Genomic DNA, 21,916 nt, shown 5'->3' with positions numbered 1-21,916 from the left:
CACGGTCGGCAGCGGCCGGGCGAGCGGCGCGCCGCGCGGCCGCCTCGGCGGGATAGGTTCGCCTCGTGGATCTAAACGCCGTTCGGACCTTCGTCGCCGTTGCCGACGCCGGCCAGTTGCAGGCCGCTGCCGACGATCTGGGGATCACCCAACAGGGGGCCTCCAAACGCGTGGCGAGCCTCGAGCGGGAACTCGGCGTACAGCTCTTCAGCCGGGTCGCCCGAGGTGTCCGGCTCACCGTCGACGGGGAGGCACTGCTACCCCACGCACGCGAACTGGTCCGGGCCGCCGAGCGCCTCACGGCGGCCGTGACCCCAGGACGCAGGCCGCTGCGGATCGATGTCGTCGGCCGCCGGATCGCGCCCTCCAACATCCTCCACGACTTCTACCGACAGCACCCCGACATCCAGCTCGACGTCGTCACCCTGGCCAATGCCGACGCCGCGTCGGCGCTGGCGGAGATCAGTGCCGGAACGCTGGACGCCACGTTCAGGTCCCTCCGGGCCTCGGCCGGCGCGGTGCCCGAGGGACTCCTCTCCTCGCGGGTCATCGACGACCCCCACGAACTCCTGGTCGGCCCCCGGCACCCGTTGGCGCACGCCGAGACCGTGACTCCGGCCGAGCTCACCGGCCACCTCATCTGGATGCCCGGCATCGCCGACGCGGAGCCGATGGGCTACTACGAGGACCTGGCGAACGCCTTCGGGCTCACCATCGACACGATAGGGCCGAGCTTCGGCGTCGAAGTGCTCCTCACCGAGATCGCCCGCTCGGACCGGCTCGCCACCCTCGTCTGCGAGGGATCGAGGTACTTCTGGCCGGAAAGCTACAGCCTCTGCCGGATCCCCATCGTCGACCCGACCCCCGTCTATCCGCTCTCGGTGATCTGGCGGGCGGACAATCCGCACCCCGTCCTCGCGAACTTCGTCGACCACCTCCACGCCAGGTACCGGAGGACGGCCGGCGACGGTCTGTGGACCCCCGCGTGGGCGCGCTGAGGGCCGACCGCGCCCGGACCGGATCCGGCCGGCCGCACGCCCGCCCCGAGGGCCCGCTGGGGGCCCGAAAGGCGGACGCGGATTGTAGTCGATTTCACTTCACCGCACCCGCGGTTCCGCCCACCGAACCATTTCTGGCCGGAAAGCATCGAATTGCCGGACAACCGCCCGCGCCTGCCCGCACGGCACACCTGCGCATTTCGTACGCGCTTCCGGAAACGGTAGGGTTCCGTGTGCCACCGGGAAACGGTAGGGTTTCGTGCGCCGCCAGGTGAGGACCTGCACGACGGATCCGGTGGCGACCCGGTCGAACCGCCCCGCCACGGGCCGGTCGGCCGCATTCTGAAACCGTCTCCACTCCGTCCCGGACGCACGCCCCGAATCGGAATCCCCGGCTCCGAATCACCTCGCCGCACAACCTCCGGCTGTGCGGCCGTCATGGAGTCATTCGAGCCACCGCAGGTGGCGCGGCGCCGACGACGCGAGTACCCAGAACTGGAAAGGCGCAACGTGCCGGTCACCAAGCTCGACGCGGGAACCGCTCTCGTACTCATCGACCTGCAGAAGGCCACGGTCGGCGCACCCTGTGTGCCGCACTCCGGTGCCGACGTCGTGACCCGTGCCTCCGAACTCGCGGGGGCGTTCCGCGAGCACGGCGCCACGGTCGTCCTCGTCCGCGTCACCGAGTCCGAGGACCGGGCGGACAGCACGCCCGGCCGCAAGGACGCACCGACCTACACGGGCCCCATGCCGACCGGGTGGGACGAGATCGTCGAGGAGCTCAGCGGCCACCCCGGCGACATCGTGATCACGAAGCGCAACTGGGGCGCGTTCTACGGCACCGATCTCGATCTGCAGCTGCGCCGCCGCGGCATCACCCAGGTCGTGCTCGGTGGCATCGCCACGAGCATCGGCGTGGAGTCGACCGCTCGCAACGCGCACGAACTCGGCTACCACGTCACGCTCGCCACCGACACGATGGCGGACATGGACCCGGAGGCGCACCACAACAGCGTCGAGCGGATCTTCCCGATGCTCGGGGAGCGCGGCACGTCCGCCGAGATCATCGAACTGCTGGCCAAGAGCCGCTGACACCACCCGGCACCTCGGTGTGACCACGGCGGCCCGTCCTTCCACGGCAGGGGCGCGGTGGGCACAACGGTCAGATGACGCGTCAGGGGCGGTCCCCACGGGGCCGCCCCTCGGTCGCGCGTCGCCATTGCCGCCACCGGCGGTCGACGGCCGCCCCGCACAACGGTCCTGAGTGGCCGTCAGTCGGGACGCCCTCGGCGATCCGGCCCCAAGCATTCGCCCTGTCGATAGGCTGTCCGCATGGACCTCGACACCGTCCGGACCTTCATGGCCGCCGTTGACACGGGGCAGTTCCAGGAGGCAGCCGCCGAGTTGACGATCACTCAGCAGGCCGTCTCCAAGCGCATCGCCGTCCTGGAGCGCGACCTCGGAGTCCGGCTGTTCACCCGCACTCCACGCGGAGCCGAACTCACCATCGACGGGCAGGCGTTCCTGCCCCACGCGCGCGAGCTGCTGCGCGTCGCCGAGCGCGCGGCCTCGTCCGTGCGCACCGGTCACCGTCCGCTGCGCGTCGACGTGGTCGACTCCCACGGCGCGGCGGCAGGCCTGATACGCGGCTTCCAGCGCAGGCACACCGGGATCGAGATCGACGCGGTGAGGCTGTCCGACGTCGAGACGGCCGTCGCCGCCATCCGGTCCGGGGTGATCGACGCGTCCCTCCGCGCGGTCTCCGCGCCCGGTCAGCCCCTCCCCTCGGACATCGAGTCCGTCCGGGTCCTCGACGAACCGCTCCACCTCGTCACCGGCCCCGCCCACGCACTGGCGTCCGCCCGGTCCGTCACCCTGGCCCAGCTCGCCGGACACCGGATCTGGATGCCCGGCACCGCCCCCGGCACCGAGTGGGGCGCCTACTACGACGGCCTCGTCGCCGAGTTCGGCCTCACCATCGAAGCGACCGGCGCGGACTTCGGCACCGAAGCGCTCCTCGACACCGTCGCCGACACCCCCGCGCTGGCCACCCTCGTGGGCGAGCAGACCCGCCTCGTCTGGCCCGCCGGCCACGGCCTGCGCCGCATCCCGGTGACCGACCCGACGCCCATCTACCCCCACTCGCTCCTGTGGCACCGCGACAACCCGGCCCCGGCACTGGCCGCCCTCCACGGCTATCTCGCCGCCACGCTGCCGGGCCCCGCCGCTGCCGAGACCTGGGCACCGCACTGGGCGGCTCCGCGCTGAACGACGCCACGCCGTCGATCACGGCGCCCGGTCCGGCGACCGGCGCCCCGCGGGTGACGTGGCCCGGCGTGGCCCCGGCGTGGCCCCGGTACGCAGCCGGTATCGCCCCGGCGAGACGTCCCGCGACCGGCGCCCCGGCGCCATCGCCTGCTTCTCCTCGCATTCGGCAGGGTGGATCGCGAAGGTCACATCGACACGCCTTCGCCCCCGTCCACTCGGACCCGGACCATTCAATCCTTTTCTCTGGCCCCCGCCGCGGTCATCCGGTATTCGCGGAATCAGATTCCCTGGGGAACGTCCCCTCTGCCGAATCAATCCTCGGTGACGCGGAAGCGATTGATCGCGTCGATGTGTTTGGCTCGCAGCTCCTCGTCGACGACGCCGAGTCCGCCCTCCGGCGCGAGGCACAGGACCCCGACCTTGCCCTGGTGGAGGTTGCGGTGGACGTCGTACGCGGCCTGACCGGTCTCCTCGAGCCGGTAGACCTTCGACAGCGTGGGGTGGATCCTGCCCTTCGCCACCAGGCGGTTGGCCTCCCACGCCTCGCGGTAGTTGGCGAAGTGCGAACCCACGATCCGCTTCAGGGACATCCACAGGTAGCGGTTGTCGTACTCGTGCCGGTACCCGGACGTGGACGCGCAGGTGACGATCGTGCCGCCCTTGCGGGTGACGTACACGGAGGCGCCGAAGGTCTCACGGCCCGGATGCTCGAAGACGATGTCCACGTCCTCTCCCCCGGTCAGCTCGCGGATGCGCTTACCGAAGCGCTTCCACTCCCGGGGGTCCTGGGTGCGCTCGTCCTGCCAGAACCTGTAGCCCTCCGCCGAGCGGTCGATGATCGCCTCGGCTCCCATCGAGCGGCACACCTCCGCCTTCCGCGCACTGGACACCACGCAGATCGGGTTGGCGCCGCCGGCCAGGGCCAGCTGGGTGGCGTAGGAGCCGAGGCCACCGCTCGCACCCCAGATCAGCACGTTGTCGCCCTGCTTCATGCCGGCGCCGTTGCGGGAGACCAGCTGGCGGTACGCGGTCGAGTTGACCAGCCCGGGGGCGGCCGCCTCCTCCCAGCTGAGGTGTTTCGGCTTGGGCATCAGCTGGTTCGACTTCACGAGCGCCAGTTCCGCCAGGCCGCCGAAGTTCGTCTCGAAGCCCCAGATCCGCTGCTCGGGATCGAGCATCGTGTCCCCGTGCCCCTCGGCGGACTCCAGCTCGACCGACAGGCAGTGCGCAACCACCCGGTCACCGGGCTTCCAGGCGTTGACGCCCGGACCGGTGCGCAGCACGACGCCGGCCAGGTCCGAACCGAGGACGTGGTACGGAAGGTCATGCCGCTTGGCGAGCTCGCTGAGCCGGCCGTACCGCTCCAGGAACGCGAAGGTGGGCAGCGGCTCGAAGATCGAGGACCACACGGTGTTGTAGTTCACGGAACTCGCCATGACGGCGACCAGGGCCTCGCCCGGGCCGGGTAAGGGAGTCGGCACGTCCTCGACGCGCAGCGACTTCCGGGGGTCCTTGGCCGCCGAGTCCACACCTTCGAACATTCCGGCGTCCTCCTTGCGGATGACCCCGCCCCGGTAGCTTTCCGGAATTCCGAGGGCCGCGAAGTCCGTGGAAGTCGCATCACCGGAAAGGATGGCGCTGACGATCTCTTTCAACGTAATTTCCCCCGGTGTCACATGGGCTGACTCGCTCGCACGTTCCTGAAATCGTAGGGATCCCCATGGCCCGACACAACCCCTGACCCCTTGTCACTCGGGCCAACCCTGGCATGCACGCAAACAGATGTGGACCAAAGGCCGACAGGAATGCCCGGGGGTTTCGACGACGGTAGGCCGGGATAGGGCGGTCCCATCCCGCTCGCGACGCGGGTTCCGACCCCGTCCATTTTCCACATGCCGGAAGTCCGGCCGGTTTATTCTTCCCGATACCGAAAGAGCCTCCCCGGCGTCGCCGTTCTGCCGGTCAGGAGCCGACGGAGAAGCACGGGCGGACCACGTCCGCGCTTGCCGGTCCGGGTCGTGCCGCGGCGAAGGCCGGGGCCCGGCAGTCCCCGCCCGCCATCCGAAAGCCGGGTTCAGCGCTCGCGTCCGCGCGCTTTCAGCGGTGTGGCGGGGAGTTCCGGTGCCGCCAGCCGGTCGCCGGCGTAGCCGTGGACCTCGCCGAAGCGGTCGCCGGTCATCCAGTCGGTGCGGGCCTGGGCGATGTCGTCGGTGGAGCGGCCGATGAAGTTCCACCACATGACGATCTTCTCGTCGAAGGGCTCGCCGCCGAGGAGGAGGACGGCGGCGTCGGTGCGGGCGTGCAGGGGGAGGTGCGGGCGACCGCAGCCGAGGTAGAGCATGGATCCGGGTTCGACGGGGACGCCGTCGACGTCGACGCGGCCGGACATGGCGAGGACGGCGTACTCGAAGTCCGGGACGAGGGGCAGCCGGAGGTCCGCGCCCTCGGTGAGGGCGAGGTCGGCGCCGACGAGGGGGGTGTGGGTGGTGCCGGGCGAGGTGGCGGTGTCGAGGGTGCCGAGGATGACGGTGGCGCGCAGGCCCGGGGCGGTGACGACCGGCAGGTCCGCGTGGTGCTCGAAGGCGGGGGCCGTGTGCCGGTGCGCGTCGGGGAGGGCGACCCAGAGCTGGGCGCCGTGGAGGTGGCGGGCGTGCGGGCGCGGCGACTCCTCGGAGTGGGAGATCGCCCGACCTGCGGTCATCAGGCCCAGTTCGTAGGGCCGGACGGTCTGCAGGCTGCCGAGGCTGTCGCGGTGCAGCACTTCGCCTTCGTGCAGCCAGCTGACGGTCTGCAGGCCCGTGTGCGGGTGCGGCGGGACCTGCATGCCGGGCTCGTCGGCGATGTCGTCGGGGCCGTAGTGGTCCACGAAGCACCAGGCGCCGACCATCCGGCGGCCCAGGTTCGGGAGCAGGCGCCGCACCACGGTGCTTTCGCCGAGGGGGACCGGGCGCCCGGTGAGGAGTTCCTTCACCGGGCCGCCGCTGGCCTCCCGGCCACAGGGGGTCGGGGTTGGCTTGAGGTCGAGGTTGCTCATGTGCGGGTCCACCACCGTACGGAGAGGGCCGATGACCGGCGACGGCCCGTGGCCGCCCGTCGACGATCCTCCGTCATCGCGGCGCGGACCCGCGTCCGCGACGCGGACTCAGTGCTCGCAGGCCCACCAGGCGTCGGCCGACGCCTTGCCGGCGAGGTCCCGCAGGTTGCGGACCGCCTCCGCCGGGTCCTCGGCCCCGTACACCGCGGAACCGGCCACGAACACGTCGGCGCCCGCCTCGGCGCAGCGCTCGATGGTGCTCGCCGCGACGCCGCCGTCGACCTGGAGCCACAGTTCGAGGTCGTGCTTGGCGATCAGCTCCCGGGTGCGGCGGATCTTGGGCAGCATGATGTCCAGGAACGCCTGGCCGCCGAAGCCGGGCTCGACGGTCATGATCAGCACCATGTCGAGCTCGGGCAGCAGGTCCTCGTACGGCTCGATCGGCGTGCCCGGCTTGAGCGCCATGGACGCCCGGGCGCCCTTGGCCCGGATCTCGCGGGCGAGCCGGACGGGCGCGGCGGCGGCCTCGACGTGGAAGGTGACCGAGCCGGCGCCGGCCTCGACGTACTGCGGGGCCCAGCGGTCCGGGTCCTCGATCATCAGGTGGCAGTCGAGCGGGATGTCGGTGGCGCGGGCGAGCGACTCGACCACGGGGACGCCCAGCGTCAGGTTGGGCACGAAGTGGTTGTCCATGACGTCCACGTGCAGCCAGTCGGAACCCCGGACGGCCTCGGCCTCCTCGGCGAGCCGGGCGAAGTCCGCGGACAGGATGCTGGGGCTGATCTGGGCCATGACCGACTACCTTCACATGAGTGCTGGGGCGCCCAGGGATCGGGCGCCTCGCCCCATCATCTCGCGCCGTGCTGCCGCCGACCGCCCCACCGCGACCCCGCGTGACCGCCATCACACCCGGCCGGGGATTACCGGGGGCGCCGCCGTGGTCATCAGCCCTTGAGCGGCCCACGCACCCGCCCGAGCGGCCCGAGCACGGCCGCCCGGGCACCCACCCCGGGCCGTCCCGTCCAGCCGAGCTCCCCCGCCCACCGGGGAGCCCCGTCCCAGGAAGGCTCCCGATGGCCGATCTCGTCCACCCCGCCCGCGCACTGTGGTGGCTCTTCGAACCGGTGCACGCCGTCACCTACTTCCTCCCCGAGGGGCGCGAAGCCTTCGAGGAGGCGGGGCTGCACGGCCGCCTGCACAGCTACTTCGCCGGCCGCTCGGCGCCGCTCGGCGCGGTGGACGCCCCGCCGGTGACCGCCGCGTTCTTCAGCTTCTCCCCGGCGATGGTCGGGCGCGCGCTGCCGGAGGTGTGGACGCACGCGAGTCCCGAGGAGGCACTGGCCGCCCGGCTCAAGGGCTCGGCGGCGACACTGGGCCGGCTGCTGGAGCACGTCGACCCGGAGCAGGTCGAACTGGTCGCGCAGACGCTGGAACAGGCCGCGGCGCGGCTGGACTGCGTCGGCCGGGTGCTGGCCGCCGCGAACGCCGCGCTCCCCCGGCCGACCGGCCTGTACGAGCGGCTCTGGCAGGCCGCCACCGTGATGCGCGAGCACCGCGGCGACGGCCACGTGGCCGCGCTGGTGGCGGCCGGACTGGACGGCTGCGAGGCTGTGGTGCTCCGCTGCGCGATGGACATGCGGCGCGAGGTGCTGCAGCCGCTGCGCGGATGGACGGACGACGAGTGGGAGGCGGCCGCCGAACGCCTGGTCGAGCGCGGCTGGCTGACCGACCGGGGCACGGTCACCGAACTCGGCCGGATCCGCCACCAGTCCCTGGAGGCCGCCACCGACCTGGCCGCCGCCCGGATCTGGGAGGACCATCCGCGCACCGAACTCGACCGGCTGGCAGCTGCTTTGAAGCCGATCTCGGCGCTGTGTCGCGCCGAGATCCCGATCAACCCGATGGGACTGCCGGACGGCCGGTGACCGCCACGCCGCGTAACCGGTGATCCGCCGCGCGACCGGTGATGCCGCGTAACCGGTGATCCGCCGCGCCGCGCAACCGGTGATCCGCGACCGCCGCCCCAGGCGGCGGGACGGTCCGACGGCCGCTACCGGCTCCCGGGCGGGCCGAGCACGATCCCCCGCCCGGCGAAGAACTGCCCGAACGACCGCCACGGCACGCGCGCGAAGGCCTGCGACTCCCCCGGGAAACCGGACGGGTTGTGGATCAGCAGCGCCGTGTCCGTGGCGCCCACCGCCAGCACCAGGTGCCCGCCGCGCCGCACCGGCTCCGGCCCCTCCGGCTCCCGGATGGACGGGTGCACCGACACCATCACCAGCCGTCCGCCCGCGACCTCGGACGCGACCTCCTCGGGCGTCAACTCCCGCGCCTGGGCGGCAAGTCCCCACCGCTGCCGGACGTACGCGGCGAACGGCACGTGGATCAGCCCGCGCAGACTGTCGCCGTCCCGCACGTACGCACCGGCGGTCACGCACTCACCCGCGAGCGCCATCGCCGTCGGGGTCACACCCCACCAGTGCTCCAGCGCCATCCGCAGACAGGCCACCCCGCACAGCCGCCAGGACCACCACGCGTAGTCCTCGGGGGTGGCCGCCCCGGACTGCCCCCAGCGCGGGTCCGCGGCGGCGTCCAACCGCCCGTCGACGATCTCCCGCACGAGCTCCGCGGACTCCCACTGCGCGTGGTACGGCACTTCGTGCACCACCCGCGTGCCGCGCCCCGACCCCGCCCCGCGCCCCACCGACTCCGACCGCGCCTGCTGCCCCGCCCGCGCGCTGCCCTGATCCACCATCCCCCGACGCTCTCACGCCACCGTGAGCCGGACAACTCACGACACTCCCTGAGCACCGGCACTCAGGCGGCGGCCCGCCGGGTAGCCGTCATCGGCAGCGAACGGCAGGCCACCTGCCAGCTCTCACGGACCCCCGGCCCCCTGGCCTGCGGCCAGCTCTCACCGGCCACCGGCCACCGACCCCCGGCCGCCTACGAGCCCGTCCCGTCGGCCTCCCCCGCGCCCGACCGGTAGGCCAGCCGCTGCGCCGCCCGCCGTCCGCGCGCCTCCACCGGGAGCGCGCCGGTGGCACCGGCCAGGCCGAACGGCGGCATGTCGAAGTAGATCGACTCGTACCCGCCCTCCGGCACGACGTACGTCTCGTGCCAGAGCCCGACGTGCCCACGGGCCTTGCCCTCCCGCAGCTTGCGGTTGGCGAAGCCCCACACGGTGTGGTGGAAGCCGTCGGGCGCGCTCGCGTAGCCGTACAGCTTCTCCTTCGACTCCCAGTACTGGACGACGTAGTAGGTGCGCGGCGAGGCGGTGAGCAGGATGCGGCCGAGGAGGCCGCGTCGGGGGCTGCGGCGCAGCTCGTACAGCATCCGGAACATCGCGAACATCACCGGACCCCAGTGGTGCACGGCCCAGAACCGGTTGATCCGCATGCCGATCAGCAGCACCACGGTGTCGCCGGTGGCGGCGGCGGTGGTGTAGCCGCGCAGCGGTTTGGCGAACATCGAGCGGACGAACGTGTCTCCCGTGGGCATCCCGGCCTCCCGCACCCTCGGCTGCCATCGCAACCGCACCCCATGTAATCGGTGATTACATCAGCGCCCGACACCCCGGTCAAGGCTCGCCGCAACCACAATTCGGCTACGGCACAGGCCGGTTGGCGATCCCCTGCCCGAAGGTGTCCAACACCTGCGCGGCCAGCTCCTCCGCCCTCCCAGCGGGCAGGTAGCCGTCCACGATCATCTGCGCCAGCCCGTACACCAGCGCCTGCCCGGCCAGGCCGACCAGCGCCGGATCCCCCGGGCGAAGCCGGCCGGCCTCCTGGTCCGCAGCGATCACGTCCGCCAACGCCCGGTCGATCCCGTCCAGTTGCTCCCGCAGCGCCGGCTCCCGCACCGCGGTGAACACCCTCGACCGCACCAGCTCGAACCGCCGCGGATGGCGCACCGCGTACCGGACGAACCCCAGCCCGACCGCCCGCATCACCGACCCGCTGCCGGGCCCGGCCCCGGCTCGATCCCCGGCCCGGCCGTCCGCCTCGGCAGCCGCCACCTGCGCCTCCTGCCACCGCACGAAGTCCGCCAGCACCCGGTCCGCCAACGCGGTCAACAACGCCTGGCGGTCCGCGAAGTGCCGGAACGGCGCCCCCGCCGAGACCCCCGCCCGCCGCGCCACCTCCCGGACGCTCACCTTCTCCTGCCCCTGCTCGTCCAGCACCTCGAACGCCGCCGCCACCAGCGCCTCCGGCAGCGCCCCGTGGTGATACGCCCCCCGCACCCCGCCCCGCTCCCCCGACTCTCCGCGCTCCCCCGGCTCCCCCGGCTCCCCGCGCTCCTTCATCCCCTTCGCCTCCCTCATGCCTGCCTTGCTACCACAGCCGGGCAGCACCCCGCCCCGCACGGCTGCCCTCGGTGAGCCGGTCGCGGAAGTCGGACAGGAGCGGTCGGGGCCGCCCGCACCAGTCAACTATTTACATAAGCTATGAATATAAAACTGCTATGCTTCGCGCATGAGTCGTCAAGACACCGCCCCCGGGGCGTCCGCCGCCATCGGGGCAGCCCTCTACGGCCTGGCCACCAGGGCCGCGAGACGCCTGCCCCGGGACCTGAGCCTGACATCCGCCGCCACCCTGGCCACCCTGGACCGGACCGGACCACGGCGCATCACCGATCTGGCCGCGGTCGAGGGCGTCACCCAGCCCGCGATGACCGCCCTGGTCCGGGTGATGGAGGAGTCCGGCCTGGTCGAGCGGCGGGGCGACGCGTCCGACAAGCGGGTCACGCTGGTGTGCCTGACCGAGGCCGGCGCCTCCTATGTCCGGACGCGTCGCCAGGCGGGCGTCCACGCGTTCGAGCAGTTGATCAGCGAGCTCACCGCCGACGAGGTCGAGGCGCTGGTGGCGGCCCTTCCCGCGCTGAAGCACCTGGCAGAGCTCGAAAGCCAGGACCGCGAAGGGCCGAAGCGGTGACCGGGCAGCCAGTCGACGGGGGCGCGGTGAAGGCGTCCCCGGCGACGCGCTCCGAGGGGCCGCTGCTGGTCCCCGCCCTGATGTTCATCGCCCTGGTCGTGGCGGCGGTCGGCAGCCTCGGAACGCCGCTCATCACCAGCGTGGCGACCTCGTTCCACGTCTCGCTCGGCAGCGCCCAGTGGACGCTGACCGTCGCACTGCTCAGCGGCGCCGTCGCCACGCCGGTCCTGGGCCGGCTCGGCGCCGGCCGGCACCGGCGGGCCGCCATCCTCGCCACACTGGCGGTCGTCGTCCTCGGCGGCGTGCTCACCGTGCTGCCGCTGCCGTTCGGCTGGCTGCTGGCCGGCAGGGCGGCCCAGGGCGTCGGGCTCGCGCTGACGGCGCTGATGATGGGCGTCGCCCGGGACCACCTCCCCGAGGAGCGCAGCGCGGCCGTGATCGCCCTGATCTCGGTGGTCTCGATCATCGGGGCCGGCGTCGGCTACCCGCTGGCCGCACTGCTCGCCGAGCTCGGCGGGGTACGGGCCGCCTACGGCCTCGGCCTGGCCGTCACCGCCGCCGCCCTCCTGACCGCGTGGCGCTCCGTGCCCGAAGCCCCCGAAGGCCGCTCCGCCCACGTGGACGTGGCAGGCGCCGTCGTCCTGGCCGCTGCGCTGCTCCTGGTGCTGTTCCTCGCCGGCGAACGGAACCTGTGGAGCGGGCACCTCGCCGTGGCGGCGGGCCTCGCCGTCGTCGCGGTGGTGCTGCTCGGCGTCTGGGCCGTCATCGAGCTGCGCAGCAGGACGCCCCTGGTCGATGTGCGGGCGGTGCGGCACCCGGCGGTCGCCGGGGCGAACCTCGCCATGTTCGTCGGCGGGATCGGCATGTACCTCCTGCTCACGCTCATCACCCGGTACGCGCAGACGCCGCACGGCGCCGGCTACGGCTTCGGGCTGACGACCTTCGTCGCGGGGCTGGTCCTCATCCCGTTCTCGGTGCTGGGGTTCGGCGCAGGCAAGCTCACGCCGCGGGTCCGGACCCGGATCGCCGACCCCCTGCTGCTGGCCGGCAGCGCCGTCGTGGTCGGTGGCGGGTTCGCCCTGTTCGCGGCGGCCCGGTCGGACCTGGCCGAACTGTTCGCGGCGATGGGCGTGCTCGGCCTCGGCGTCGGCGGCTTCTCGGCCGCGATGCCCGGCGTCATCCTGGCCGTCACCCCCAGGAGCGAGACGTCGAGCGCCATGAGCTTCAACTACGTCGTCCGCAGTGTCGGGTACTCCCTCGGCAGCGCCCTCGGCGGCCTGATCCTCGCCGCGGGCACCGGCCCCGGCCACCTCTTCCCCGACGACAGCGCCTACACCACCGCGGCGCTGGTCGGCATCGGCGCCATGGCGATCACGACGCTGACAAGCCTCACTCTCGCCCGCCGACGCCCGTCCGAGACCAACCCGTGAGTCGGATCCACCCATCCCAACACCGGAGGTTCCCATGCCCAAGGGCTACTGGGTCAGCGTCTACCGCACCATTTCAGACCCCGAGAAGCTGGCTGCCTACAACAAGCTGGCCGGTCCGGCCGTCAAGGCCGGCGGCGGACGGGTCCTCGCCCGCGACGGTCGGGTCATGGCGCACGAGGCCGGAATCGCCGAACGCACCGTCCTGATCGAGTTCGACAGCTTCGAGCAGGCCGTCGCGGCCCGCGAAAGTGCGGCCTACCAGGAGGCGCTGGCCGTCCTCTCCGACGCCGTCGAGCGCGACTTCCGCATCATCGAAGGCATCGACTGACCGGGGCCCGGTCGGAGGTCGGCGACGGACTCTGGACGGCCCGCGGCCTGCAGGCCGACGCCCCCGCTCGCCCGGCCGGGCCGGCGGTCGTGCTGCGGTGGCTCCTGCTCCGCCGCTCGGCCGTGGAACGCCTGCTGGGCGAGGACGACGTCCTGCTCTGGGCAGTCACCCTGGTCGAGCCCGGTTCGGTGTGGTCCGTGGACTGGTCGGCCTACTGCGTCCTCGACGCCGGCGCCGTGTACGTGCTGCCCTGTCCCGGGCCGCCGACGGGCCGCCGGGCCCCGGTCTCGCCGTGGCCGCGGAGGGGGGTGGGCGACTGGGCGTCCCGGCAGGGCGACTGAGCCGGCCCCGACCCTTCATCGGGGCCGGGGCCGGGGCCGGGGCCGGGACCGGGCCGCGGCCGGGCGCAAGGGCCGGGCGCAGGCCGGGATCAGGGCCGGGGACCTACCAGGCGTAGTCCTCCGGGGCCGGCTGGTGGCCCGGGAAGAGTTCGTCGAGGCGGTCCAGCGTCTTCTGGTCGAGTCGCAGGTCGAGCGCGGCGATGGCGGTGTCGAGGTGGGCGGCGGTTCGGGGGCCGATGATGGGGGCGGTGACGGCGGGGCGGGAGAGGAGCCAGGCGAGGGCGAGGTCGGCGGGGTCGGTGCCGAGTTCGTCGGCGAAGTCCTCGTAGGCCTGGATGCGGTCGCGGTGCTTGGCGAGGAGTGCGGCGGTGTGGCCCTGGCCGCTGCGGCCGCGGGTGCCTTCGCGCTCCTTGCGCAGGACGCCGCCGAGGAGGCCGCCGCGCAGCGGGGACCAGGGGATGAGCCCGAGGCCGTAGTGCTGGAGGGCGGGGATGACTTCGAGTTCGACCGTGCGGTCGAGGAGGTTGTAGAGGGACTGTTCGCTGACCAGGCCGAGGAAGTGGCGGGAGCGGGCGGCGTCCTGGGCCTGGGCGATGTGCCAGCCGGCGAAGTTGCTGGAACCGACGTAGATGATCTTGCCCTGGGCGACCAGGACCTCCATCGCCTGCCAGATCTCCTCCCAGGGCGTGGCCCGGTCGATGTGGTGCATCTGGTACAGGTCGATGTGGTCGGTCTGCAGCCGCCGCAGGCTCGCCTCGACGGCCCGGCGGATGGCGAGTGCGGAGAGCTTGCCGTCGTTGGGCCAGTCGCTCGCGTTGGCGTAGGCCTTGGTGGCGAGCACGGTGCGCTCCCGGCGGCCGCCGCCCTGGGCGAACCAGCGGCCGATGATCTCCTCGGTGCGGCCCTGGAAGTTGCCGTCGCTGTCGCGGCCGTAGGAGTTGGCGGTGTCGAAGAAGTTGAGGCCGCGCTCGTGGGCGGTGTCCATGAGGCGGTGGGCGTCGGCTTCTTCGGTGTGCGGGCCGAAGTTCATGGTGCCGAGGCAGAGGCGGGAGACGGTCAGGCCGGTGCGGCCGAGGTGGGTGTACTCCATGGAGCCCCACTCAAGACCACACCGGCACCGGTGTCCAGCACATTCGGGCAGGTGTGCAGGGCCGGGGCGGGTCAGCGCCCGTGCGTCGCGAACTTCCTTACGGCGAGCGGCATGCAGAGCGCGAGCAGGACGGCGCTCCAGAGCAGCGCGGCGAGCACGGCATGCTGCATCGGCCACGCGGAACCGGGGACCGAGGGGTTGGCGAAGAGTTCCCGGCAGGCCTGGACGACGGAGCTGATCGGGTTCCAGTCGGCGACGAACCGCAGCCAGCCGGGCATGCCGCCGGTCGGCACGTAGGCGTTGGTGACCATCGCCACCGGGAAGACCACCACCGACAGTTGGCCGGCGGCCTCCTCCTTGCCGACGGCCAGTCCGAGCAGGGTGCCGGCCCAGGTCATCACGAACCGGAAGAGCAGCAGCAACGCGAAAGCGCCTGCGGCGTCGCCGAGTCCGTGCCGGGCGCGCCACCCGGCGGCGAGTCCGACCAGGGCGAGCAGCGCCAGCACGACCAGGCTGACCAGGAGGTCGGCGAGGGTCTGCCCGAGCAGCAGGCCGGTGCGGGAGACCGGCATGGAGCGAAGCCGGTCGGTGACCCCGCGCCCGACGTCCCGGGCGGCACCGACCATGGTGGGCATGATGCCGTTGGTGGCGACCATGGCGAACAGCCCGGGCATCAGGAACTCCCGGTAGTCACCGCCGCCGGGCACCTGCATGGCGCTGCCGAAGACGTACCCGAAGACCACCACCATGACCACCGGGACGCCCAGCGACGCGGCCAACAGTCCGGGCGAGTGACGGTAGTTGAGCAGGACGCGGAGCATCGACGTCCAGGTGTCGGAGGCGAACCGGGCGGCTGCGGACGGCCGGCGGTCCGAGGACGGCCGGGGGGCTGCGTACCTGACGGCGGCCATCAGGCGGCCCTCCCCGAGTCGGCGGGCTCGCCGGCGGTCCCGACGCCTGGTTTCCGGCCAGGGCCGATGCCGGGTTCCGTACCGGGTTCCGCGGCGGCCCGCCGGCCGGGCTCCGGGCCGGGATCCCCGGCGGGCCGCCGGCCGGGCTCCAGGCCGGGCTCCTTCGTGAGCGTGAGGAACACGTCGTCCAGCGAGGGCGCCCGCACCGCGACGTCCTGCGCGACGACCCCCGCCCCGTCCAACTCCCTCACCAGCGCCGGCAGCAGGACGGAGGCGCCCGGCGCCGTCAACACCGTGACGGTCCGCTCGGCCACGTCGACCTGCGCGTCCCCGCCGGTCAGGGCGGACAACGCCACTGCCGTGGCGGCGAGTTGCTCCGGCCCGGCCAGGGTGACGGAGACCTGGCTGCCGATCGCCGCCTTGAGCCGGTCCGGCGGTCCGGTGGCGATGGCGGCACCGTGGTCGACGACCACGATGTCGTCGGCGAGCCGGTCGGCCTCCTCCAGGTACTGGGTGGTGAGCAGCACCGTGGTGCCGCCGTCCGCCAGTTCCTTGACGGTGTCCCAGATCTCCTGGCGGCTGCGCGGGTCGAGTCCGGTGGTGGGCTCGTCGAGGAAGAGCACCGGCGGGCTGGTGACGAGGCTGGCGATGAGGTCGAGGCGTCGGCGCATCCCGCCGGAGTAGGTGCGGACGAGCCGGTCGGCGGCGTCGTCCAGGCCGAACCGGGTGAGCAGTTCGTCGGCGCGCGCCCGGGCCCGGCGGGCGCCGAGGCGGTGCAGCCGGCCGAGGAGGCGGAGGTTGTCGCGGCCGGTGATGCCCTCGTCGACGGCGGCGTGCTGCCCGGCGAGGCCGATGGCGCGCCGGACGTCCTCGGCGGCGCGGACGACGTCGTGCCCGGCGACCCGGGCGGTGCCGCGGTCGGGGGCGACCAGGGTGGCGAGGACGCGGACGGCCGTGGTCTTGCCGGCGCCGTTGGGGCCGAGGAGGCCGCAGACGGTGCCGGCCGGAACTGCGAGGTCGAGGCCGCGCAGGGCCTCCGTGGCGCCGAATCGTTTCTCCACGCCCGCCATCTCGATGGCGGGTCGGGTGGTGTCGGACATGGCTCTGCCCCTTCTCTAGGTACATCGTACGTAGAAGCGCGCTCAGCCGCATCCTACTACGTACGTCGTACGTATCCAGGGGTCGGGCCGTGGTCTTCCCTAAGATGGGAGAACGAGGTGATCTTCAGTGCCGTCCAGCAACCCCACACCGCCAGACCAGCCCGCGCCCCCCGAGGCTCCCGAGGCCCCTGCGCCCCCCGCGGCTCCCGAGGCTCCCGAACTGATCTGGCTGCGCCCCGAACGCACCGGCCGCGGCCCGCGCCCGGCCCACAGCCGCGACTCGATCGCGGCCGCGGCCATCGGGATCGCCGACGCCGAGGGCCTGGACGCGGTCTCCATGCGCCGGGTCGCGGCGGCGCTCGGCGCGGGCACCATGTCGCTCTACAACTACGTGCCGAAGAAGGAGCACCTGCTCGACCTGATGCTCGACGCGGTGGTCGGCGAGTACCGCCTGCCACCGTCGCCGAGCGGCGACCTCCGGGCCGACCTCGCCGACCTCGCCCACCAGCAGCTCGCCGTCGCCCGCCGCCACCCCTGGCTGCCCGGACTGGTCCTGGCCCGCCCCGGCATCGGTCCCAACGCCCTGCGCTACACCGACCACTTCCTCGCCGTCACCGCCCCCACCGGCCTCGGCGGCGGAGCCCGGATGGAGGCGATGGCGATGTTCAACGGCTTCGTCACCCAGTTCGCCCAGTACGAGCAGACGGCGGCGGCGGGCGCCAAGTGGCAGTCGGAGCTGGTCGGTTACCTCGGCCGGGCGGCAGCGAGCGGCGAATACCCCCACCTGGCCCAGGCCTTCGCGACGGCAGGCCCGCCCGCCGACCCCGACAAGGCCTTCGACCGCACCCTGGACCGGGTGATCTCCGCCATCCTGACGCCCGCGACGGAGGACTAGACCAGAGCCGCCCTCGGTAGCACCCCGGCGACCCGGCCGTCCACCAGCACCAGCACGCCCGGCTGGGACCGCCCCAACGCCGCCCTCGCCTCGGCCGCCGACTGCCCGACACCCACCGCCGGCAGCGCCGGCCCCAACAGCGCGCCCAGCGGATCGCCCGACTTGGCACCGCCGTCCGCGAGCGCCGCCACCAGCACCTCCCGCGACACCGAGCCCACGACCTCCGTCGCACTCACCCCGAACGGGCGCGCCGCCCGCGCCAGCACGACCGGGGCGACACCGCCCGGCACGGCCCGCAGCGCCTCCACGGCCTCGCCCGTGGTGGCACCGGCCTCGACCGCGACCAACGGCCCGGCGGTGTCGAGCAGCGGCCGGAGCGTGGCGCCCTCCTCCAGGAACCCCCACTCCCGCATCCACGCGTCGCTGTGCACCTTGGACAGGTAGGAGCGTCCCGAGTCCGGCAGCAGCACGACGACCAGGTCCTGCGGGCCCAGCCGCCGCGCCACCCGCAGCGCCGCCGCCACCGCCGTGCCCGAGGACGGGCCGGCCAGGATGCCCTCCTCCCGCGCCAGCCGGCGCGCCGTCAGCAGCGACTCGCGGTCCGGGATCCGCTCGAAGGAGTCGACCACCTCCGAGCGGTAGGCCTGCGGCCAGCGGTCCTCGACCGTCCCGGGGTGGAGGAAGTGCCCGATGCTCTCGACGAACCACGGGCTGCCGTCCCCGCCCCCGTAGGAGGAGGACTCCGGGTCCGCGCCGACCACGCACACCCCGCCGCCGGAGGCCTGCTTCAGATACCCGCCGGTGCCGGTGACGGTACCGCCGGTGCCGACGCCCGCGACGAAGTGGGTCACCCGGCCGCCGGTCTGCTCCCAGATCTCCGGACCGGTGGTCCGGACATGGGCATCGGGATTGGCCGGGTTGTCGTACTGGTTGGCGAGCCAGGCACCGGGGATCTCCTCGGCAAGCCGCCGGACCACGTTGAACAGGTGCCTCGGGTCCTCCCGCGGCACCGATGTCGTGGCGGGCACCACCTCCGCGCCGTACGCCCGCAGGATGTCCGACTTCTCCGGCGCCGCCTTGTCCGACACCCCGGCGATCACCCGGTACCCGCGCCGGCGTCCGACGATGGCCAGGCCGATGCCGGTGTTGCCGGAAGTCGCCTCGATGATCGTCCCGCCCGGCGCCAGCAGGCCGTCCCGCTCGGCGGCCAGGACCATGGACAGCGCGGCGCGGTCCTTGACGCTGCCGCCGATGCTGAGGAACTCGGCCTTGGCGTAGACCGGCGCGGCGATGCCGGCACCGAGCCGGGCGAGCCGGAACAGCGGCGTCCCGCCGATCGCGTCGAGGACGGATTCGTGCACTGCGGTCATCCTGGGCTCCTTCATCCGGTGCGGCGGGCGCTGCCATTCCGACCGAGCCTGCCCACACCCGCGCGCCGCTAGCCGTCCCGACGGGCGCCGCCCCGACGGGCCCCTCCCCCACCCGAGGGAGGCGCCACCCTCCCCGCGCAGGACGGCAACCCCGGCCGCCCTCGGCAGGCTTGGCACACGGGGTCCACCGAACACAGAAGACCGGACGCCCGGCACCCAGCACCCAGCACCCAGCACCCAGCACCCAGCACCCAGCACCCAGCACCCAGCACCCAGCACCCAGCACCCAGCACCCAGGATCGGACATGACCCGACCCCACCTCCGCACCGTCACCCTCGCCTGCTGCCTCGCCCTGCCCTACATCACCCTGAAGACGTACTGGGCGGCGGGCGGCCGGGCCGGGCTGGCGGACGGCTACGAACTCGCGGACGACTTCCGGCAGAACGGCGCACCGGCCGCCCTGGTGTGGCTGGAGCGCCACGGAGTGGACTTCACCGCCGTCCTGGCACTGACGGGCGTGGCACTGGCGTTCGTCCTGGCCCTCCGCCCACCGGTCCGCACCCTGCCCTCGCGCCTGCTGCTCGCCTCCGCCTGGGCCGGCACGCTGCTGCTCCCGTACGGGCTGCTCACCGCCCTCGGGGCCGTGCTCCGCGACACCGCGGGCGGCGGTCCGCTGACCGGCTGGGTGGTCCCGGCCGGGGCCGCAGCCTTCGTCGGCATCGGGACTGCGCTGGGAGTCGCCGCCTGGTCCCGCCCCCGGTCGACGAGGAACTGACGGATCTGACGAGCACTCACTCGTCCGGGTTCGTGGACCCTCCGCCCGCCGGGTCCCTGCTCCCCTCCCGGCCAGCGCCGTTGCCGGAGCGCGTCAGCGCCTCCCCGCCCGCCGGGCAGCGTTCGCCGCGCTTCGCCGCCGGATGGACGCCGAGTCCGTCCCACCTGACACTCCAGTACCGGCCTGGTGAAATCCCCTCGTCACGGCCGCCCGGCTCCCGTAGCGTGGTCCGGTCGATGATCTTGAGGTCGGAATGGGGCACCACACCATGCAGCAGCACCTTGGCTGGGCCGACGAACGGTTCGGCGCTGTCGCGGACGTCTTCGCACACAACTTCGCCGAGTTCCCCGAGCTGGGCGCCGCCGTCACCGTGTTCGCCGGCGGCCGCAAGGTGGTCGAGCTGTGGGGCGGCACGGCCGACGACCGCACCGGCCGGGCCTGGACGCAGGACACCATGGTGCCGGTCTTCTCCTGCGCCAAGGGCCCGGTGAGCGTCTGCGCGCACCTGCTCGCCCAGCAGGACCGGCTCGACCTGGACGCCCCCGTCGCCCGCTACTGGCCCGAGTTCGCCCGCCACGGCAAGCAGGACGTCACGACCCGGATGATCCTCGGCCACCGCGCCGGCCTGCCCGCCCTGGACACGGTGCTCTCCTTCGAGGAGATCGCCGCCTGGGAGCCGGTGATCCGGGCGATCGAGGCGCAGCAGCCGCTCTGGGAGCCCGGCACGACCTACGAGTACCACGGCCATGTGTTCGGCTTCGCGGTCGGCGAGGTGATCCGCCGGATCACCGGCCTGACCCCGGGCTCGTTCCTGCGCAAGGAGATCGCCGAGCCGCTGGGCCTGCCGGTCCGGATCGGCCTGCCGGAGAGTGAACTTCCGCTCGTGGCAAGGCTGGTGGAGGCCGACGGCCGCCGCCCCCTGCCCGGCCCCGAGCACCTGCTGACCCGGATCGTCACGATGAACGGCGCCCTGGTGTTCCCCGGTCTGGACGAGCCGCACGGCTGGAACGACCCGGCCCTGCACGCGATCGAGCTGCCCGGCGCGGGCGCCGTCGCCTCCGCCACCGGCCTGGCCGGCTTGTACGCGGCGGCGGTCACCGGTCTGGACGGCGGCGAGCGGCTGCTCTCCGCCGCCACCGTGACCGATGCGGTCCGCGAAGTCTCCTCCGGCGCGGGCTTCCTGGGGTTCGACATGGGTGCCCGCTGGGGCTCCGGCGTCCTGCTCGACTCCCCGGCGTTCCGCCCGCTGCTGGGCGGGCGCAGCTTCGGCAACGACGGCGCCGGCGGCCAGTTCGCTTTCGGTGACGACGAGTTCGGCGTGGGCTTCGCCTATGTCGCCAACCGGATGATCGGCCACGGCGACGCCCGGGCGACGCGGCTGATCGACGCGGTGCGCGGGTGCCTGGGGTGACGGACTTCCTCACCCTCCTCACCGGCCTGGTCACCACCGGCGGCCTCGGCGAGCTGCGCTACGGCGCCTCACTGCCCGAACTCGCCGCCCGTTACGGCGATCCGTGGGACGGCGGCCGCCTCCACCGCAGCGCCCGCTGGCCGCACGGCTTCGGCTGGGGCGACGTGCAGGCGGTGTTCTGCCACTGCCGACAGCTCCGGTCGCTGTCCCTGCCGGTCTGGCACGGCGAGCTCGAACTTCCGCAGGAGAACGGCGTGTTGGTGACGCTCGACACCCACGTCGGCGAGCGGGAGCTGCTCGCCGCGCTGACCGCCGGCGGCCACACCTGGCGGACGGTCACGTACGAGAACCTTCCCCACCAGCGGAATCTGGAGTTCTCGCCGGCCGAGGAGGTCCGGGTGGAGCTGGTCCTCACCGATCGCATGGGATACGACCAACCGCCGCTGGGCGGGTGGGTGTTGCACAAGGCGGTGCTGTGGGGCTACGACCACGTCGACTGCCCCGGTCCGGACCGCTCCCTGCCGGACGACGGCTGGGGCGCGGACCCAGGCTGAGCCCCCGGTCGCACCGAGGGCCGCGCCGGATGCTGCGCCGGATGCCCCGATTTCGCTGAAGCCGGAAGCTGAACACCGAGCCCGAGAACCGCCGAGCCCGAGAACCGCCGAACCGCCGAACCGCCGAACCGCAGCACCGCCGGACCGGAGGACCGGAGGACCGGCGGCGGACCGTTCCGTCCCCTGTGCGGAACGGTCCGCCGCCGGATCCCCCGATCGCCCCCTCCCCGCTACTTCAGCAGGAAGTCGTACACGGCCTGCCGCCCGGCCGGGTTGGCCGCCCGGTTCTGCACCGAGTGAGCCGCGCCGGGGACGATCACGATCTGCGGGTCGTGCGCCGACTCGGCCTCCCGGTAGAGCCATTCGTTCGGCGTGGACAGGTCCCGGTCGCCGCCGAGGAGCAGGACCGGCACGTCGGGCAGCTTGCGGTGCGCCGGCGGCGTCGGGGGGACCGGCTCGCGCGGCCAGTCGAGGCA

At 73.2% G+C, this 21,916-nt stretch carries 23 protein-coding genes; 12 read left to right on the top strand and 11 right to left on the bottom strand.

Annotated features, from left to right (window positions below; all coding sequences use genetic code 11):
- Nucleotides 1-65 precede the first annotated feature (65 nt).
- The 3 genes from IF30_RS0134935 (at nt 66) to IF30_RS0134925 (ending at nt 3,266) form a co-directional block, all read left to right on the top strand.
- A complete protein-coding gene (locus IF30_RS0134935; RefSeq protein WP_030246063.1) occupies nt 66-998 on the top strand; it encodes a LysR family transcriptional regulator in 933 nt (310 codons plus the stop codon).
- Between the two features lie 510 nt (nt 999-1,508).
- A complete protein-coding gene (locus IF30_RS0134930; RefSeq protein ID WP_030246061.1) occupies nt 1,509-2,090 on the top strand; it encodes an isochorismatase family protein in 582 nt (193 codons plus the stop codon).
- A 240-nt stretch (nt 2,091-2,330) separates the two neighbouring features.
- Nucleotides 2,331-3,266 carry a LysR family transcriptional regulator gene (locus tag IF30_RS0134925; protein ID WP_030246060.1) on the top strand — a complete coding sequence of 312 codons (936 nt, stop codon included), beginning with the start codon at nt 2,331-2,333 and terminating at the stop codon, nt 3,264-3,266.
- 311 nt (nt 3,267-3,577) lie between these two features.
- On the opposite strand, the gene ccrA is transcribed toward IF30_RS0134925, so the two are convergent.
- The 3 genes from ccrA to rpe form a co-directional block, all read right to left on the bottom strand.
- Nucleotides 3,578-4,927, bottom strand: coding sequence for a crotonyl-CoA carboxylase/reductase (ccrA, locus tag IF30_RS0134920; protein ID WP_030246058.1), 1,350 nt, complete (start codon nt 4,925-4,927; stop codon nt 3,578-3,580).
- Between the two features lie 413 nt (nt 4,928-5,340).
- On the bottom strand, nt 5,341-6,300 hold the full coding sequence (locus IF30_RS0134915; protein ID WP_030246056.1) for a pirin family protein: 960 nt from the start codon (nt 6,298-6,300) through the stop codon (nt 5,341-5,343).
- 108 nt (nt 6,301-6,408) lie between these two features.
- The gene (gene rpe / locus IF30_RS0134910; RefSeq protein ID WP_030246054.1) at nt 6,409-7,092 is read right to left on the bottom strand and encodes a ribulose-phosphate 3-epimerase; all 684 of its coding nucleotides are present in this window, start codon (nt 7,090-7,092) and stop codon (nt 6,409-6,411) included.
- Between the two features lie 281 nt (nt 7,093-7,373).
- On the opposite strand from rpe, the gene IF30_RS0134905 reads away from it, so the two are divergent.
- Nucleotides 7,374-8,225 carry an SCO6745 family protein gene (locus IF30_RS0134905; protein ID WP_030246051.1) on the top strand — a complete coding sequence of 284 codons (852 nt, stop codon included), beginning with the start codon at nt 7,374-7,376 and terminating at the stop codon, nt 8,223-8,225.
- A gap of 125 nt (nt 8,226-8,350) precedes the next feature.
- Here IF30_RS0134905 and IF30_RS0134900 read toward each other — a convergent pair whose 3' ends face one another.
- From IF30_RS0134900 to IF30_RS0134890, 3 genes are all read right to left on the bottom strand, one after another.
- Entirely contained in the window at nt 8,351-8,956 is a 606-nt protein-coding gene (locus IF30_RS0134900) for a C39 family peptidase (RefSeq protein WP_234322959.1), read from the bottom strand.
- Nucleotides 8,957-9,246: 290 nt separating this feature from the next.
- Complete coding sequence (locus IF30_RS0134895) at nt 9,247-9,771, bottom strand: DUF4188 domain-containing protein (RefSeq protein WP_030246046.1); 525 nt, start codon at nt 9,769-9,771, stop codon at nt 9,247-9,249.
- Nucleotides 9,772-9,907: 136 nt separating this feature from the next.
- A complete protein-coding gene (locus IF30_RS0134890; protein WP_051711861.1) occupies nt 9,908-10,624 on the bottom strand; it encodes a TetR/AcrR family transcriptional regulator in 717 nt (238 codons plus the stop codon).
- Between the two features lie 247 nt (nt 10,625-10,871).
- Here IF30_RS0134890 and IF30_RS0134885 point away from each other — a divergent pair, with 247 nt between their 5' ends.
- The 4 genes from IF30_RS0134885 to IF30_RS0134870 all read left to right on the top strand — a co-directional run bounded on the left by IF30_RS0134885 (nt 10,872) and on the right by IF30_RS0134870 (nt 13,333).
- Nucleotides 10,872-11,234: a MarR family winged helix-turn-helix transcriptional regulator gene (locus IF30_RS0134885; protein WP_030246043.1), complete on the top strand. Its 363-nt coding sequence runs from the start codon at nt 10,872-10,874 to the stop codon at nt 11,232-11,234.
- Nucleotides 11,231-12,664: an MFS transporter gene (locus IF30_RS0134880; RefSeq protein WP_030246040.1), complete on the top strand. Its 1,434-nt coding sequence runs from the start codon at nt 11,231-11,233 to the stop codon at nt 12,662-12,664. The genes IF30_RS0134885 and IF30_RS0134880 overlap by 4 nt, the downstream gene beginning before the upstream one ends.
- 34 nt (nt 12,665-12,698) lie before the next feature.
- Complete coding sequence (locus IF30_RS0134875) at nt 12,699-12,992, top strand: DUF1330 domain-containing protein (protein ID WP_030246039.1); 294 nt, start codon at nt 12,699-12,701, stop codon at nt 12,990-12,992.
- A gap of 89 nt (nt 12,993-13,081) precedes the next feature.
- Nucleotides 13,082-13,333 carry a hypothetical protein gene (locus IF30_RS0134870; protein WP_030246037.1) on the top strand — a complete coding sequence of 84 codons (252 nt, stop codon included), beginning with the start codon at nt 13,082-13,084 and terminating at the stop codon, nt 13,331-13,333.
- 103 nt (nt 13,334-13,436) lie between these two features.
- Here the strand turns inward: IF30_RS0134870 and IF30_RS0134865 are convergent, their stop codons facing one another.
- From IF30_RS0134865 to IF30_RS0134855, 3 genes are all read right to left on the bottom strand, one after another.
- Nucleotides 13,437-14,423, bottom strand: a complete 987-nt coding sequence (locus tag IF30_RS0134865) for an aldo/keto reductase (protein ID WP_030246035.1) — start codon at nt 14,421-14,423, stop codon at nt 13,437-13,439.
- Nucleotides 14,424-14,494: 71 nt separating this feature from the next.
- Entirely contained in the window at nt 14,495-15,334 is an 840-nt protein-coding gene (locus tag IF30_RS0134860) for an ABC transporter permease (RefSeq protein ID WP_107054593.1), read from the bottom strand.
- Nucleotides 15,334-16,434, bottom strand: coding sequence for an ATP-binding cassette domain-containing protein (locus IF30_RS0134855; RefSeq protein WP_063752907.1), 1,101 nt, complete (start codon nt 16,432-16,434; stop codon nt 15,334-15,336). Before IF30_RS0134855 ends, IF30_RS0134860 begins: the two co-directional genes overlap by 1 nt.
- Nucleotides 16,435-16,561: 127 nt before the next feature.
- Here IF30_RS0134855 and IF30_RS0134850 point away from each other — a divergent pair, with 127 nt between their 5' ends.
- The gene (locus tag IF30_RS0134850) at nt 16,562-17,329 is read left to right on the top strand and encodes a TetR/AcrR family transcriptional regulator (RefSeq protein ID WP_078891951.1); all 768 of its coding nucleotides are present in this window, start codon (nt 16,562-16,564) and stop codon (nt 17,327-17,329) included.
- Here IF30_RS0134850 and IF30_RS0134845 read toward each other — a convergent pair.
- Nucleotides 17,326-18,699, bottom strand: coding sequence for a pyridoxal-phosphate dependent enzyme (locus IF30_RS0134845; protein WP_037902201.1), 1,374 nt, complete (start codon nt 18,697-18,699; stop codon nt 17,326-17,328). The genes IF30_RS0134850 and IF30_RS0134845 overlap by 4 nt on opposite strands.
- Before the next feature lie 305 nt (nt 18,700-19,004).
- Between IF30_RS0134845 and IF30_RS48270 the strand changes: the two genes are divergently transcribed.
- From IF30_RS48270 to IF30_RS44205, 3 genes are all read left to right on the top strand, one after another.
- On the top strand, nt 19,005-19,475 hold the full coding sequence (locus IF30_RS48270; protein ID WP_030246025.1) for a hypothetical protein: 471 nt from the start codon (nt 19,005-19,007) through the stop codon (nt 19,473-19,475).
- 268 nt (nt 19,476-19,743) lie between these two features.
- The gene (locus tag IF30_RS0134835) at nt 19,744-20,886 is read left to right on the top strand and encodes a serine hydrolase domain-containing protein (protein ID WP_030246023.1); all 1,143 of its coding nucleotides are present in this window, start codon (nt 19,744-19,746) and stop codon (nt 20,884-20,886) included.
- Complete coding sequence (locus IF30_RS44205; RefSeq protein ID WP_051711859.1) at nt 20,883-21,440, top strand: hypothetical protein; 558 nt, start codon at nt 20,883-20,885, stop codon at nt 21,438-21,440. The genes IF30_RS0134835 and IF30_RS44205 overlap by 4 nt, the downstream gene beginning before the upstream one ends.
- 230 nt (nt 21,441-21,670) lie before the next feature.
- Here the strand turns inward: IF30_RS44205 and IF30_RS42455 are convergent.
- Nucleotides 21,671-21,916, bottom strand: a 246-nt coding sequence (locus IF30_RS42455) for an alpha/beta hydrolase (RefSeq protein ID WP_037902197.1), incomplete at its 5' end; no start/stop codon positions are given.

Origin of the sequence: Streptomyces sp. NRRL S-350, assembly GCF_000719705.1 — a bacterium.
Lineage (GTDB): Bacteria > Actinomycetota > Actinomycetes > Streptomycetales > Streptomycetaceae > Kitasatospora.
The sequence above is the reverse complement of the archived record's forward strand: the minus strand, read 5'-3'. Positions and strand labels throughout refer to the sequence as shown.

What these genes read in the sequence shown, in the direction of transcription:
- IF30_RS0134925 (WP_030246060.1), top strand. Translation starts at nt 2,331, where the DNA reads ATGGACCTCGACACCGTCCGGACCTTCATGGCCGCCGTTGACACGGGG.
- IF30_RS0134915 (WP_030246056.1), bottom strand. Translation starts at nt 6,300, where the DNA reads ATGAGCAACCTCGACCTCAAGCCAACCCCGACCCCCTGTGGCCGGGAG.
- rpe (WP_030246054.1), bottom strand. Translation starts at nt 7,092, where the DNA reads ATGGCCCAGATCAGCCCCAGCATCCTGTCCGCGGACTTCGCCCGGCTC.
- IF30_RS0134905 (WP_030246051.1), top strand. Translation starts at nt 7,374, where the DNA reads ATGGCCGATCTCGTCCACCCCGCCCGCGCACTGTGGTGGCTCTTCGAA.
- IF30_RS0134895 (WP_030246046.1), bottom strand. Translation starts at nt 9,771, where the DNA reads ATGTTCGCCAAACCGCTGCGCGGCTACACCACCGCCGCCGCCACCGGC.
- IF30_RS0134890 (WP_051711861.1), bottom strand. Translation starts at nt 10,624, where the DNA reads ATGAGGGAGGCGAAGGGGATGAAGGAGCGCGGGGAGCCGGGGGAGCCG.
- IF30_RS0134875 (WP_030246039.1), top strand. Translation starts at nt 12,699, where the DNA reads ATGCCCAAGGGCTACTGGGTCAGCGTCTACCGCACCATTTCAGACCCC.
- IF30_RS0134865 (WP_030246035.1), bottom strand. Translation starts at nt 14,423, where the DNA reads ATGGAGTACACCCACCTCGGCCGCACCGGCCTGACCGTCTCCCGCCTC.
- IF30_RS0134860 (WP_107054593.1), bottom strand. Translation starts at nt 15,334, where the DNA reads ATGGCCGCCGTCAGGTACGCAGCCCCCCGGCCGTCCTCGGACCGCCGG.
- IF30_RS0134855 (WP_063752907.1), bottom strand. Translation starts at nt 16,434, where the DNA reads ATGTCCGACACCACCCGACCCGCCATCGAGATGGCGGGCGTGGAGAAA.
- IF30_RS0134845 (WP_037902201.1), bottom strand. Translation starts at nt 18,699, where the DNA reads ATGACCGCAGTGCACGAATCCGTCCTCGACGCGATCGGCGGGACGCCG.
- IF30_RS48270 (WP_030246025.1), top strand. Translation starts at nt 19,005, where the DNA reads ATGACCCGACCCCACCTCCGCACCGTCACCCTCGCCTGCTGCCTCGCC.
- IF30_RS0134835 (WP_030246023.1), top strand. Translation starts at nt 19,744, where the DNA reads ATGCAGCAGCACCTTGGCTGGGCCGACGAACGGTTCGGCGCTGTCGCG.